The following is a 13,061-nucleotide window of genomic DNA, read 5'->3' on the forward strand; positions in this document are numbered from 1 at the left end:
TGCCGGTAGATGACGTTGGTGCGGGCCACCATGTACACCCCGGCGGTGACCATGGTGGCGGCGTGGATGAGGGCAGAGACCGGCGTGGGGCCGGCCATGGCGTCGGGAAGCCAGACGTAGAGAGGAAGCTGGGCGGATTTGCCCACCGCGCCCACAAACAAAAGCAGGCCAATGGCGTTGAGGTAGCCTGCGTAGCTTGTGGGGTTTTCCTCCACCGCCTGGGCGATTTGGCCAAAGTCCACGGTGCCAAAGACCTTGTAGGCCAAAAAGATGGCCAAGAGAAAACCAAAATCCCCGATGCGGTTGACGATGAAGGCTTTTTTGCCTGCGGAAGCGCACCAGTCCTGGGTGAAGTAGTAACCAATGAGGAGGTAGGAGCAAAGGCCAACGCCTTCCCAGCCCACAAAGAGGACCAGGAGGTTGGCCCCCAGGACGAGGGTGAGCATGGCAAACATGAAGAGGTTGAGGTAAGCAAAGTAGCGGGCAAAGCCCCGGTCGCTTTCGCTGTGCATGTAGCCAACGGAGTAGACGTGAATCAAAAACCCCACAAAGGTGACAAAGAACACCATGACCGCCGAAAGCGCATCCAAACGCAAAGAGAAATCAACGGAGAACTCGCCGGCGGCCAGCCAGCGGAACAGCGAAAGCTGGAAGGGTTCATGGTTGGGGCGCTGGAGGAACTCCACCAGGCAGGCAAGCGCCACCAGCAAAGCGAGGCCCACGCTGCCCACTCCTACCACGGAGGTGGTGCGCTTGGAAAACCTCATAGAGCCGGCCAGCAGGATCACCGCGCCCGCCAGGGGCAAGGCTAAAAGCAACCAAAGGAAGCCGAGCACGTGGCACCTCCTACCAACGCATGGCCGACAAGCGGTCCACGTCAATGGACTGCAGCCGGCGGAAAATCGCCACCAACAACGCGAGCCCCACCGCCACCTCGGCAGCGGCCACAGCCATCACGAAGAACACCACCACCTGGCCCTCCAGGTTGCCGTGCTGCTTGGCAAAGGCCACGAAGGCCAGGTTGGCGGCGTTGAGCATGAGCTCGATGCCCAAAAGGGTGGCGATGCCGTTGCGCCGCAACAGTACGCCGCCGGCACCGATGGCAAAAAGCACGGAAGAAAGCACAAGAAAGTGGCCAATGGTTAGCATGTCAGTGTTTCCTCTTGACTAAAACCAGGGCGCCGATGAGCGCCGCCAAAAGCACCACGGAAACCAGCTCGAAGGCAAAAAGGTGCGGTCCTACCAGGAGCCTCCCCAGGGCGTGGGCGGTGTTTCCCGCCTCCGGGTGGGGGATTCCCGTTCCCGAAAAACCACGGAAGAAGAAAAACCCGGCCGCCGCTACCGCTGCGGCCAAAAAGGCTCCCAGTGTCTTTTGAATGGGGCGGGGGTTCTCCTCTCCGGAAACTGTGGGTGCTCCCAGCAGCATGACCACAAACAGGAACAACACCAAAATGGCCCCGGCGTAAATGAGCACCTGGGCACCGGCGAGGAAATCCGCACCCATGAGGGCAAAGTTCACGGCCACGCAAAAGAACGTGACGATGAGGGCCAAAACGTTGATCACCGGGTTGCGATGGGCCACCGCCACCAGGGCTGAGACCACCGCTGCCACCGCCGCCAGGTAAAAGACCGCAAGCTCCATGGGCCCTCCTTACCACCAGCCTTGGGTGAGGCCGAAGCTGACCCAAACGAGGTTGAGCAAAGCCAGGGGGATCAAGCCCTTCCACCCCAAGCGCATGAGCTGGTCAAAACGGAAGCGGGGAAGCGTCCACCGCACCCAAACGAAAAGCCAAAGCAAAAAGCCCACCTTGGCCAAGAAAATGGCAAAGGAAAGCAAAAGCCCCAGCCAGCCGGCCGGCAAAGTCACGCCCGGAAGGTTCCAGCCACCCAGGTAAAGGGTGGTGGCCAACGCCGAAACCGTGGTCATGTTGATGTACTCCGACATCATGAAGGCCGCGAACTTCATGGAGGAAAGCTCCACGTGGTAGCCAGCCACCAGCTCGTTTTCGGCTTCGGCCAGGTCAAACGGCAGGCGGTTGGTTTCGGCAAAGGCGGCAACCAGAAACACCAGGAAACCCAAAAACTGCGGCACCGCGTTCCAAAGCTTGGCTTGGTGCTCCACGATGGTGGTCAGGCGCAGGTCCCCGCTTGCCAGCAACACCCCCAGCACCGCCAGGGTCATGGCCAGCTCGTAGGAGATGAGCTGCGCGGAGGAGCGGAGCCCCCCAAGCAGCGAGTACTTGTTGTTGGAAGCCCAGCCTGCCAGGACGATGCCGTAAACCGAAATGGAAGAAAGGGCCAGAAGGTACAGCACCCCGATGTTGAGGTCGGGGGCAACGATGAGCCCTTTGAGCGGCACACCAAAAAGCGTGACGCCCTCGGCTTTGGCGAAGGGGATGACGATAAAGGTGGAAAGCGCCACAAAAACCGCCACCGCCGGGGCCAGGAAGTAAAGCCCCTTGGAAACGTGGCCGGGGGTGACGTCTTCCTTAAACAAAAGCTTGACAGCGTCGGCCAGCGGTTGCAAAAGCCCCCAGGGGCCCACGCGGTTGGGACCCAGACGGTCCTGAATGAAGGCGGCCCCCCGGCGTTCCACCCAGGTCATGACCGGAACCACGGTGAGCAGCATGCCGGCGATAACCGCCAGCTTAACGGCGGCAACCCCCACTTCAGCCCACATGTTGACGCTCCCTGTAGGATGTTTCGTCCGCACCCAGAAGGGTGTCCCAATCCAGCCCGGCAAAGCCTTGCTCGCCTTCCGCGATCCACTGGAAAACCTGCTGCGGTGCGCTGGCGGCCAGGTTCCCAAAGCCCAGGGCCCGCGCCAGGAACGCCAGAATTTGCCAGAGGGGACGGGCTTCGCCGGCGGGCGCCACAGCTGCCGCAAAGCGCTGCACCTTACCGGTGGAGGAGGTAAAGGTGCCCTCGTTGGAAGCCAGGGAAGCCACCGGCAGCACCCAGGTGGCCGCCTCTAGAAGCGGCGAATCCACCCTGGCCATCACCACCGTGGGGCCTACCTTGATGAGCTGAACGGCTTCGGGAGTGGCCAGGAACGGGTGGGCCTGCGGGTCTAGGATGACCGTGAGGTCGGCCGCCCCGTAGAGGAAGCGGGCAAGCCCTTCCTCGTCCACGGTGGCAATCCCCAGGCGCTTGGCCCCTTCCACGTTGGGCAGGGCGCTTTGCGAGTAAAGCCACTCCCGGCGTCCGTTCTTCATCTTCCGCGGCTCGCCGGCAAACACCGGCACCACCATTTCGCCTTGCAGCTGCCGGGTGAAAAGCTCGCGGGCAAGGTAGAGCTCCTCGTTGGACATTGTTCCCGAGGCCACCACCCGCAAGGTCTTCACGGCCTTCACATCCAGGGCCAGGGCCCGCAGCACTTCCGCCCAGGAAAGCTCCTGCCACCCTTCCTTGATCCGCCGCTTGGGACGCAGCACGTCCTGCTGGTTGAGCGACTCGGCCAAGAATCGGCCGTAATCGCAAAGCCAGGTGGCGTTGATGTCCGGGTTTTCCCGGGGGGTGAAGCGGTAGACGATGCGCTCGTGGTGGTCTATCCAAATGTTGCAGCCGATGGAGCAACCGGGGCACACCGAGGGGGTAGACGAAAGCTTCCAGGCGCGCTTGCGGAAGCGGAACTCCCGCACGGTGAGCGCCCCCACCGGGCACACGTCTGCGGCGCAAGCGGAAAAGGGGTCGTCAAAGGGACGACCGTCAAACGTGTCAATGTAAGCGTGGTTTCCCCGGCTCTTGTAGGTGAGCGCGCAGGTTTCGGAAATCTCCTGGGTAAAGCGGATGCACCGGGAGCAGTGGATGCAGCGGTTTTGGTTTTGGATCACGTGGGGGCCGAGCAATCGGCGCTCCAGGCCGGGGAAGGTGCGGCGGGTTTCCAGCATTCCCGAGGCAAAGGTCCCCCTTTGCTCGCTCATGGCGTGATCCTGCAGCAGGCACTCGCCCGCCTGGTCGCACACCGGGCAGTCCAGGGGGTGGTTGGCCAGCAAAAACTCCATGACCGCTTCTCGGGCTTCCCGCACCCGCTCGGAGGTTTCGGACTTCACCACCATCCCGTCTGCAGCGGGAGTGGCACAGGCAATGGCCAGACGGGGCTGCCCTTCGATTTCCACCATGCAGATGCGGCACTGACCCACCACGGTGAGGTACGGGTGGTAGCAAAAGTACGGGACATCCACGCCGGCGAGGCGCGCCGCTTCAATGAGGTTGGTTCCCTGGGGAACCTCCACTTCGCGGCCGTCAATGGTGAGCTTGGGCATGGGATCTAGCCTCCAAACCTGACGTCTCTTCCAGTCCAGGGCATGACCGGAAGCTTCTTGGGAGGGATGGGCTTGGCCCGGGCCACGGCGGCTTCAAACTCCTGCCGGAACTTGCGAACCAAGCTGGAAATGGGGAGAGCAAAAGCGTCGCCCAGGGGACAAATGGTCATGCCCTGGGAGGCAAAGCGGCAAATGCGCAGGAGCTGGTCGGGGTCCGAGGGGTGGCCGTAGCCCTGCACCAGGCGGGTGAGGATATCCAGACACCAATCGGAGCCCTCACGGCAGGGGGTGCACTGGCCACAGGACTCGTGGGCGTAAAAGTGGGCGAGGTTACGGCCCACTTCCACCATGTCCACGGTGTCGTCCATGACGATGATTCCGCCGGAGCCGAGCATGGTGCCGGCAGCGGCGCAGGAGTCGAAGTCGGCCAGCACATCCACCTCATCGGCGGTGAGCACCGGGGATGAAGATCCCCCCGGGAAAAAGGCCTTGAGCTTACGGCCGTTGCGGATGCCACCGGCGTGCTCAAAGATGATCTCCCGGAAGGTCACCCCCAAGGGCAGCTCGAAAACTCCTGGCCGGTTCACATGTCCGGAAACGCAGAACAGCTTGGGCCCGGTGTTGCGGGGGCGGCCAATGGAAGCAAACCACTTGGCGCCCCGGGTCATGATGTGGGGGAGGCACGCTAACGTTTCCACGTTGTTCACCACCGTGGGCTTGCCGAAAACCCCCACCACGGCCGGGAAGGGCGGCTTGAGCCGGGGAAACCCGCGCTTACCCTCCAACGACTCAATGAGCGCGGTTTCCTCCCCGCAAATGTAGGCACCCGCCCCGCGGTGCACCCAAATCTCGAGGTCGTAGCCGCTGTTGAGGATGTCCTTGCCCAGGAAACCATGCGCCCGAGCTTGTTCGATGGCTTCCTCGAGAATCCTGGCCCAACGGTAAAACTCGCCGCGGATGTAAATGTACGCGGTGTGAGCCCCAATGGCATACGAGGCAATGGCGATCCCTTCGATCACCATTTGCGGGTCGTACTCGATGAGCTCCCGGTCCTTGAACGTTCCCGGCTCGGATTCGTCGGCGTTGCAAATGAGGTACTTGGGACCCGGGTGGTCCTTGGGCACAAAGCTCCACTTGCGGCCGGTGGGGAAGCCCGCGCCACCCCGGCCCCGGAGTTCGGAATCAATCACCTCCTGGGTGACCGCTTCGGGTGGCATGGAAAGGGCTTTCTTAAACCCTTCCCACCCTCCTGCCTGGAGGTAGGTGTTGATGTCCCTGGAGTTGGCCACGCCGCGGGCGCGCAGCAGCACGCTTTCCATGGTCATTGCTCCTTTGCCAGCTCAGAAAGGAGCTGGTCCAGCTTTTCCGGGGTCATGTTTTCGTAGTAGTCCTCGTTGACTTGGATCACCGGCGCCCCACCGCAGGCACCCAAGCACTCCACGCCCACAAGCTGGAAGGTGCCGTCGGCGGTCTTCTCGCCAAAGCCAATGCCAAGCCTGTCTTTGATGTGCTGGGCCAGGGTTTTGGCACCGCACAGCTCGCAGGAAAGAGTGACGCAAAGCTGCAGCACGTACTTGGCCGGCGGCTTTCTATGGAACATGGTGTAAAAGCTCACCACGCCTTCCACAAAGGCCGGGCTTTCCTCTAGCTTTTCCGCCACCGCCTCGATCACCCCAGGGGAAATCCAACCGTAGCGCTCCTGGCACAGCCAAAGCACCGGGAGCATGGCTGCCCTTTTGGTGGGGTAGCGCTTGAGGATTTGCGCAATGCGCTCCTCCATGGCCTGGTCGAAGGTGACTTTCTGCAGTTGCTCCGGTGGAACGGCGTGAATGGCCTGGGTTTTCATTGCTCGCTCCCGCGCTTAGCCCAGTCAAAGGCCCCTTCCCGCCAGAGGTAAACGTAGCCAATGGTCACCAGCAGCAGGAAGATGAGCCCGTCCCACAGCACCAGGGTGTTGCCCTCGGCCAACAGCGGCTTCACCGACACGGCCCAGGGGTAGAGGAAGGCAACCTCCACATCGAAAACGATGAACACCATGGCCACCGTGAAGAACTTCACCGAAACCCGCTTGCGCGAGGCATCAATGAGCAACATGCCGCTTTCGTAAGGTTCCAGCTTGCGCTTGTGGACCAGCTTCCCCCGTCCCAAAACGGCGGAAAGCCCCACAATGGCCCCAGCCATCACGGCAGCGAAAGCGAAGGTCAGTAAAACCGGAACGTACTGGGCGCTCATGGGTCCCCCCTCGTGCCCAAATTCACAACCGCGAATGCTACGGCCCTTTTGCCTGAAGGTCAAGGCTTTGGTGCGGACCGGTGGAGGCCGGGAGCAACAGAATCCCAGACAACGTCCAGCGTAGAATACGCTTCATGGGTAGTGAACATCCATTCGATCGGTTGCGGGAGCTTTGCGCTCGCCTGCGCTCACCGGAGGGCTGCCCCTGGGATCGGGAGCAAACCCTGGAGAGCTTGCGGGCGTACATCGTGGAAGAAGCCTATGAGGTGGTGGACGCCATCACCGCCGGGAAGCCCGAGGCTCTTGCCGAAGAACTGGGGGACTTGCTTTTCCAGGTGATTTTTGTGGCGCAGTTGGCCGAGGAGCGGGGGTGGTTTGACGTTGTGAAGGTGTGCGAGCTCATCCATGCCAAGATGGTGGCCCGTCACCCCCACGTCTTTGGTGACGTGCGCGTCGCCTCGGCCCAGGAGGTCGTACAGAACTGGGAAAAGATCAAGAAGAACGAGAAAAAACGCGGGGCGCTGGGCGGTGTGCCTGAGAGCTTGCCGGCGCTCTTGAAGACCCTGCGCATCACCGAAAAGGCGGCCGCTTTGGGTTTTGATTGGGAAAAGCCGGAGGACGTGCTCACCAAGGTGCGGGAAGAGGTGGAGGAGCTCGCTCAGGTCGTGGGCCGGTCCAAGGATGAGAGGGATGAGGCCAAGCTGCGGGAGGAGCTGGGGGACGTGCTTTTTTCCATTGCCAACGTGGCCCGGCATTTGCGGGTGGATCCGGAAGCCGCACTGCAAGCGGCCAACCGCAAGTTTGCCCAGCGTTTTGCAGCTATGGAAGCGCTGGCCTCTGCCCGCGGTTGGAGCCTCGATGGTTGCACCATGGAGCAGCTGGAGGCTTTGTGGCAGCAAGCCAAAGCACAAACCGATCCTTAAGCCGCCCATCACATCCCTTAGGCGCTCAAAACTTGCAGGGCCGACGCTCTTGCGTCGGCTTTTACAAAAACCACCCACGGAAAACCAAAGTCTTCAGTTGGTTTTCGAGCAACTTGAATCTTTGCTATTCTGCCTGCAAAGGAGGCGAACATGAGGACGAGGTTTTTCCTTCCTTTGTGCTTTGTGGCCTGGGCCCTTGGCACGGCTTTTGCCGGTGACGCTTCAGGTCAAGCCATAAGCGTTCGCGTTGCTGGAGCCCCTAAAGCCAACGGCACCCTGGAGCTGACGCTCTACGCCAAGGCCCCCAAAACTAGCTACCTCAAAATCTTCTCCGAACCCAGCCACACCCCGCTGCTCCTGGTCCTGAATAAGGGTCAGAGGTCGCTGGGACAGGAGCAGCGCCAAACCTGGACCCAGGCCGGTGGCGCAGTGATCGAAACGGCCCTCGAAGAAGCGGCGCCCCGGATGGGGAATCTGCGTCGCCCTGGTACCGACACGCGAATTGTGGTTTTAGCGGGAACCGCTAGCGGCGAGCGGGTTCTGGCCGACGCTCAAATCGGCACAGGTCCCTTTTCCTTTTCCGTGGATTGGCAGGACGGCAAAGCCACCCACTGCTGCGACAACGCCACTTGCGGCCATCGCTGCGCGGAGTGTTCCGATCCGGCCTTCACCTGTTGCGGGGCGAACTGTGAGGTTTCCTGCGGCCACGTCGGCTGCCGTTAGTTTCGCCATCTTTGGGGCTCATGTCTTTGCCGTCCAAGGTGAGAAACCTGTCCTGGGACGCAAAACCATAGCCTGGCCCACGTGCACGCTCTGACCGCAGCTCCAACGTGGCCAATGGGGCATTTGACAGCGCTGGGCAACAAGCGTAAGGTGAGGAGGGCGGAAGGCCGCCAAGGAAAGGATACGAGCATGAAGAAGGCTTTTGTTGTTGGGTTTTTTGTTTTGTTTGCCGGTGCCCTCCAGGCGCAAACGGCTTTAAAGGTCAACGGGCAGGAGATCAGCAAGGCCCAGGTAAGCCTAGCCAAGAACGCCCTCATGTCGCGCATGGGGCTGCAGCCGGGGATGGTGGACGAAGGCCAGCTCACCAAGGCCGCGGTGGATCAGCTGGTGGCCATGGAGCTTTTGGCCCAGGCAGCGAGGGAATCCAAAATAACCGTGGATGCTGCGCAAGTGAAGGCCTCTCTAGACCAGGAAAAGGCGCAAATGGGCGGGCAGCAAGCGTTCGAGGCTGCCTTGAAGCAAGCAGGACTTACCGAAGCGGAGCTTGCAAGGCTCGAGGAGCAGCGGCTGCTTATCCAGCAGTACATTGAAAAGGAAGTTACCCCCAAGGCCAAGCCTTCTCCCGCCGATTTGGAGAAGTATTACAAGGACCATCCGGACGAGTTCAAGCACGATGAGCAGGTGAAGCTCTACATGATCCTCGCCATGTTCCCCCAGGGGGCCGACGACAAGGCCAAGGCCGAAACCAAAGCCAAAGCCGAAGCTGCGGCCAAGCGGCTGGCTTCGGGTGAGGATTTCGCCAAGGTAGCTTCGGAGGTTTCCGATGATCCCTCTAAGGCCCGGGGTGGCGAGGTGGGCTGGGTGCGCAAGGGCATGCTCTTGCCCGAGCTGGAAGGCCCGGTGTTTGAGCTCAAGGCTGGGGGCGTTTCCAAGGTTTTGGAAAGCAAGTACGGGTACCACATCTTCCGCGTGGCCGAGCGGCGCCCGGCTGGGCTTTACACCCTCGATGAAGTCAAGGACAATCTGGCGCAAATGCTCGCGCAGCGTAAGAGCTCTGAGCTTTTGCAGCAAACGGTGGAAGCGCGGAAGGCCAAGGCCAAGATTGAGCCGGTAGATCCGGAAATCAAGGCGGCCCTGCAAGCGGCGCCCCCGGCTCCCCAGGAAAAGCCCAAGGACGGTGGTAAGCAGTAGCTTCCGTCTGGTTGTAGCCGCGGTCATTCGGGGCCAGGACGGTCGTTACCTCCTGGCCCGTCGTTTACCGGAGGCCCATCTCGGCGGGCTCTGGGAGTTTCCCGGAGGGGGAGTGGAGGACGGGGAGCTTCCCGAGCAGGCGCTGGTGCGCGAGCTGTACGAGGAGCTGGGGGTGAAAATCCGGGTTTTGGCTCCCCGCACCTTTGCCTGGCACCGGGAACTCGGGAAAGAGGTTTTGCTGCTCTTTTACGATGCGGAAATAACCCACGGCACCCCCCAGGGCCTGCAGGGGCAGGAGGTGGCTTGGTTCAAGCCGGAAGAACTTCCGCGCTTACCCACGCCCCCGGCCGATGCCGAGCTCATCCGCAGCCTTTCGGCTTCGGAAGCTTAAGCAGCGCGGGCCGAAGCGGCCGTGCACGTGCCGAGGGTTGGCAAGCGAATTGTTGGCTTTAACCCTCGGACCGACGAGCAGGGCTCCCTCAAAGGTTTCGCGGTTTCTTAAGGGTTTTCCCTTTGCTCCCGCAACCGCCCCAGCAGGCGAAGGATGCCGTCCAAAAGCGTCCAAGGGTGCGGAGGGCAACCGGGGACGTAAAGGTTCACCGGCAAGAACTTGTCCACACCGTTGTGGACTGCGGGAAAGCCCGCGAAGGGACCGCCGGAAATGGCGCAGGCTCCCGAGGCAATGACAATCTTCGGCTGGGGGACCGCTTCGTAGGTGGCCAGCAGAGCCTCGCGCATGTTTTCGGTCACCGGGCCGGTCACCAAGAGGCCATCGGCATGGCGGGGAGAGGCCACAAACTGCACGCCAAAGCGGGCCATGTCAAAGGTCACGGTTCCCAAAACGTTGGCGTCGGCTTCGCAGGCGTTGCAGCCACCGGCGCTCACCTGCCGCAGGCGAAGGGAGCGGCCAAAGAGAGCGGCCAGCTCCCGATCCAAAGCTTGAGCCAGCTGGAACTGCTTTTCCGGGCTCACCACGAGGTCTTCCCGCTTGCGTGCGGCAAGGCGGAACTCGCGGGTGAAGGTCAAAGCGTGAGGCGGGCATGCCTCCTCGCATCGCCCGCAAAACAGGCAGCGACCCATGTCCAGCTGCCAAGGCGCCACTTGGATGGCGTCGGTAGGGCAAGCCTCGGCGCAAGCCTGGCAGCCCTCCTGGCAGCGGCTGGCATCCAAGCTGGGCAAACCCCGAAAGCGTTGGGGAAGCACCGGCAAACGCTGCGGATAGGGGTAAGGCTTAGCGGTTTGCTTGGCTCGGGCTTTAAGAACGGACCACACGTTGCCTCCTACAAATCAAAACCGCAGTAGGACAAGTTAAAGCTCTTGTTGCAAAGGGGAAAATCCGAAATATCCTGGCCGCGCATGACGTACGCCAGCGCCGACCAGTTGTGGAACGAGGGGTCCACGATCTTGTAGGCAGCAAGCTCCCCGCGTTCGTTGGTGACGGCCACGTGGCAGACCTCCCCGCGAAAGCCCTCCGCCAAACCCACGGCCAAAGAGGAAGGCTGCAGCGGCCCGATGGTTCCCTGCAGTTCGCCCGCTGGGAGGCTGCCGAGAAGCTCCTCGACGAGCTTGAGGGAGTGTTGAACCTCAAGCCAGCGCACCCAGGCTCGGGCAAAAACATCGCCGGAGCTTGCGGTCGCCATCGGTACGTGCAGGAAGCGGTACATCCCCGAAGGAAACTGGGCGCGGCTATCCACAGGCAAGCCGGAGGCCCGGGCGGCTACGCCCACAGTGCCCAGCTCCCGGGCAGCTTCTGCACTTAAGCGGCCGGTGCCCTCAAAACGCCCCAACACCGAGGGAGCCTCCAGCATGAGCTCGATGGAAGCCGCAAGCTCCGGCTCTAGGTCCGCCAAGCGCTGACGAATTGTGGTCTCGGTCTCCGCTCCCAGGTCGTAGCGGAAGCCGCCCGGTTGCAGCAAGCCCCGACCGAAGCGGTTACCGCACAGCTCGGCGGTGAGGTTGAGGATTTCCCCCCGCAAGCGGCCACAGAAAGAGGCGGTAGGGAGAAAGGCCACATCCCCAGCCAAAGCGCCCAGGTCCCCAACGTGATTGGCAAGCCTCTCCAGCTCCAAGGCCACCGCCCGCAGCGCTGCTGCCCTCGGCGACACCTGCAAACCGGCAAGGGCTTCCAGCGCTTCGCAGTACGCCAAGGTATGGGCGACGGTGCTGTCTCCGGCCACGGTTTCCACGGCGGCAAGGCGCCGCTTGGCGGGCTGTTGGCAGAAGCTTTCCTCCACCCCCCGGTGCTGGTAGCCAAGGACGATCTCCAAATGCTGCACCACCTCTCCCAGGCACTGGAAACGGAAGTGCCCGGGCTCGATGACGCCCGCATGCACCGGCCCCACCGCCACCTCGTGCACCTGGCTTCCCTCCAGTTGGAAAAAGGGACCGGTGCCCGGGGCCAGCGGGCCCCAGGGTCCCTGGCTGCTTTTGGGAAACCGCACGGGCTTGAGCCAAGGGTGGCCTTCGGGGACAACTCCGTAGCGTTCCGCGATTTCCCGCTCGAAAAGGTGGAGCTGGGGGATGCGGGACACAAGCGAAGGGTAGGTGCGGGAAACCCGGGTGCGGGCCGCCCGCAAGGCCCCAGAGTCGGGATCCCCCACCACCGCCAAAAGCTCAAGCTCCTGGCGGCCGTCGGGCAGCGGAAAAAAGGCCAAAATGCGGCCACCCTGCTGCACAAGCTGGGCAAGGCCATCAGCCAGGGAAGACAAAGGCAGCACCGGCACGTCCTCCCAGCGGGCAGCGCTTTGAGGGAAAAACGAGAAGAACTCCTGGGTGCTCATGGCGTCACCCCTGCAGCCACGGTTTCCGCAACAGAAACCAGAAAACCCGGAGGAACCAGACCCAAAGCCAGAGACGCAAAAAGCAAGATCAACGACGGCACCACCGCTCCCCAACGCTCCCTCTCCGGAACGCCTGGAGCGTCACCTGAAGCCATACCCAGCATGGCCCGCCCCATAGCCACAAACCCCAGCACCACCAACACGACGAACGCAGCCACGATGAGGCCATCGCCCATGCGCAGGCCTGCCCGCACGGTGGCGAGCTCAGCCAGGAACAGCCCAAAGGGCGGGGAGCCGGCAATGGCAAAAAAGCCGGCAGCCCACAGCATCCCTGTTACCGGAAGGGTACGTGAAAGCCCCCGCACCTGCGAAATGTCCTTGGTTTTGTAGGCGGCCAAAATGTTGCCGGAAAGCAAAAACAGCGCGGCTTTGGTGAGCGAGTGGTTGAGCGCATGGAGAAGGGAGGCGAAGACCCCGGGCGCTCCCCAGCTGGCAGCCAGCGCCAAAATGCCCATGTTCTTCACGGACGAATACGCCAAGAGCCGCTTGAAGTCCTGTTGCGCAAAAAGCGAGAGCACCGCCACTACGAGCGAAACAAGGCCCAAAAGTCGGAGGAAAAACGAAGAAAAGCTTCCCAACCCCGCCGCTGCCAACAGCCCGTGCACACGCAAGACGGCAACGAACGCGCAGTTTAAAAGCGCTCCGGAAAGCAGCGCAGAAACCAGGGAAGGGGCTTCCGCGTGGGCGTCGGGTAGCCAGGAGTGAAGCGGAGCCAGGCCCAGCTTGGTGCCGTAGCCCACCAGCAGGAAGATAAAGGCGATCTTCAGCCACTGGCCGTCGAGGCTTTCGGCGTGCGCTTGCAAATCACCCAAGAGCAGCGAGGTGCGGTGACCGGCGCCCGCCGCCACCCCCAGGAAGAATGTCCCTACCAGCGCCAGGGCAATGCC

15 protein-coding genes are annotated in these 13,061 nt (G+C 62.1%); 4 read left to right on the forward strand and 11 right to left on the reverse strand.

The annotated features are described in order from the left end of the window. From EG19_RS10315 to EG19_RS10350, 8 genes are all read right to left on the reverse strand, one after another. The coding region (locus EG19_RS10315; protein WP_268746954.1) for a proton-conducting transporter transmembrane domain-containing protein at nt 1-836 on the reverse strand (836 nt) is incomplete at its 3' end. 10 nt (nt 837-846) lie between these two features. Then, nucleotides 847-1,149 carry an NADH-quinone oxidoreductase subunit NuoK gene (gene nuoK, locus EG19_RS10320; RefSeq protein ID WP_038050160.1) on the reverse strand — a complete coding sequence of 101 codons (303 nt, stop codon included), beginning with the start codon at nt 1,147-1,149 and terminating at the stop codon, nt 847-849. Between the two features lies 1 nt (nt 1,150). Further along, on the reverse strand, nt 1,151-1,642 hold the full coding sequence (locus EG19_RS10325) for an NADH-quinone oxidoreductase subunit J family protein (RefSeq protein ID WP_038050162.1): 492 nt from the start codon (nt 1,640-1,642) through the stop codon (nt 1,151-1,153). A gap of 9 nt (nt 1,643-1,651) precedes the next feature. After that, nucleotides 1,652-2,680, reverse strand: a complete 1,029-nt coding sequence (nuoH, locus tag EG19_RS10330; protein ID WP_038050164.1) for an NADH-quinone oxidoreductase subunit NuoH — start codon at nt 2,678-2,680, stop codon at nt 1,652-1,654. Beyond that, the gene (locus EG19_RS10335) at nt 2,670-4,265 is read right to left on the reverse strand and encodes a 2Fe-2S iron-sulfur cluster-binding protein (protein WP_053335216.1); all 1,596 of its coding nucleotides are present in this window, start codon (nt 4,263-4,265) and stop codon (nt 2,670-2,672) included. The genes nuoH and EG19_RS10335 overlap by 11 nt, the downstream gene beginning before the upstream one ends. A 5-nt stretch (nt 4,266-4,270) precedes the next feature. Next, nucleotides 4,271-5,584 (reverse strand): NADH-quinone oxidoreductase subunit NuoF, encoded by a 1,314-nt coding sequence (gene nuoF, locus EG19_RS10340; protein ID WP_053335217.1) that lies wholly within the window; start codon nt 5,582-5,584, stop codon nt 4,271-4,273. A gap of 2 nt (nt 5,585-5,586) precedes the next feature. Beyond that, nucleotides 5,587-6,111 (reverse strand): NADH-quinone oxidoreductase subunit NuoE family protein, encoded by a 525-nt coding sequence (locus EG19_RS10345; protein WP_200867145.1) that lies wholly within the window; start codon nt 6,109-6,111, stop codon nt 5,587-5,589. Further along, a complete protein-coding gene (locus EG19_RS10350) occupies nt 6,108-6,497 on the reverse strand; it encodes an NADH-quinone oxidoreductase subunit A (RefSeq protein WP_038050165.1) in 390 nt (129 codons plus the stop codon). The genes EG19_RS10345 and EG19_RS10350 overlap by 4 nt, the downstream gene beginning before the upstream one ends. A 134-nt stretch (nt 6,498-6,631) precedes the next feature. Here EG19_RS10350 and mazG point away from each other — a divergent pair, with 134 nt between their 5' ends. From mazG to EG19_RS10370, 4 genes are all read left to right on the forward strand, one after another. After that, nucleotides 6,632-7,420 (forward strand): nucleoside triphosphate pyrophosphohydrolase, encoded by a 789-nt coding sequence (gene mazG / locus EG19_RS10355; RefSeq protein WP_038050167.1) that lies wholly within the window; start codon nt 6,632-6,634, stop codon nt 7,418-7,420. 150 nt (nt 7,421-7,570) lie between these two features. Continuing rightward, the gene (locus tag EG19_RS10360) at nt 7,571-8,143 is read left to right on the forward strand and encodes a hypothetical protein (RefSeq protein WP_038050168.1); all 573 of its coding nucleotides are present in this window, start codon (nt 7,571-7,573) and stop codon (nt 8,141-8,143) included. Between the two features lie 189 nt (nt 8,144-8,332). Further along, a complete protein-coding gene (locus EG19_RS10365; RefSeq protein WP_038050171.1) occupies nt 8,333-9,334 on the forward strand; it encodes a peptidylprolyl isomerase in 1,002 nt (333 codons plus the stop codon). After that, the gene (locus EG19_RS10370) at nt 9,321-9,725 is read left to right on the forward strand and encodes a (deoxy)nucleoside triphosphate pyrophosphohydrolase (protein WP_038050174.1); all 405 of its coding nucleotides are present in this window, start codon (nt 9,321-9,323) and stop codon (nt 9,723-9,725) included. Before EG19_RS10365 ends, EG19_RS10370 begins: the two co-directional genes overlap by 14 nt. A gap of 107 nt (nt 9,726-9,832) precedes the next feature. On the opposite strand, the gene nuoB is transcribed toward EG19_RS10370, so the two are convergent. From nuoB to EG19_RS10385, 3 genes are all read right to left on the reverse strand, one after another. Then, nucleotides 9,833-10,606, reverse strand: a complete 774-nt coding sequence (gene nuoB / locus EG19_RS10375; RefSeq protein ID WP_038050175.1) for an NADH-quinone oxidoreductase subunit NuoB — start codon at nt 10,604-10,606, stop codon at nt 9,833-9,835. 8 nt (nt 10,607-10,614) lie between these two features. Further along, entirely contained in the window at nt 10,615-12,114 is a 1,500-nt protein-coding gene (locus tag EG19_RS10380; RefSeq protein ID WP_038050177.1) for a hydrogenase large subunit, read from the reverse strand. Next, nucleotides 12,111-13,061, reverse strand: a 951-nt coding sequence (locus tag EG19_RS10385; RefSeq protein WP_200867146.1) for a proton-conducting transporter transmembrane domain-containing protein, incomplete at its 5' end; no start/stop codon positions are given. The genes EG19_RS10385 and EG19_RS10380, both read right to left, overlap by 4 nt.

The sequence above is a fragment of the Thermoanaerobaculum aquaticum genome (genome assembly GCF_000687145.1).
GTDB classification, from domain to species: domain Bacteria; phylum Acidobacteriota; class Thermoanaerobaculia; order Thermoanaerobaculales; family Thermoanaerobaculaceae; genus Thermoanaerobaculum; species Thermoanaerobaculum aquaticum.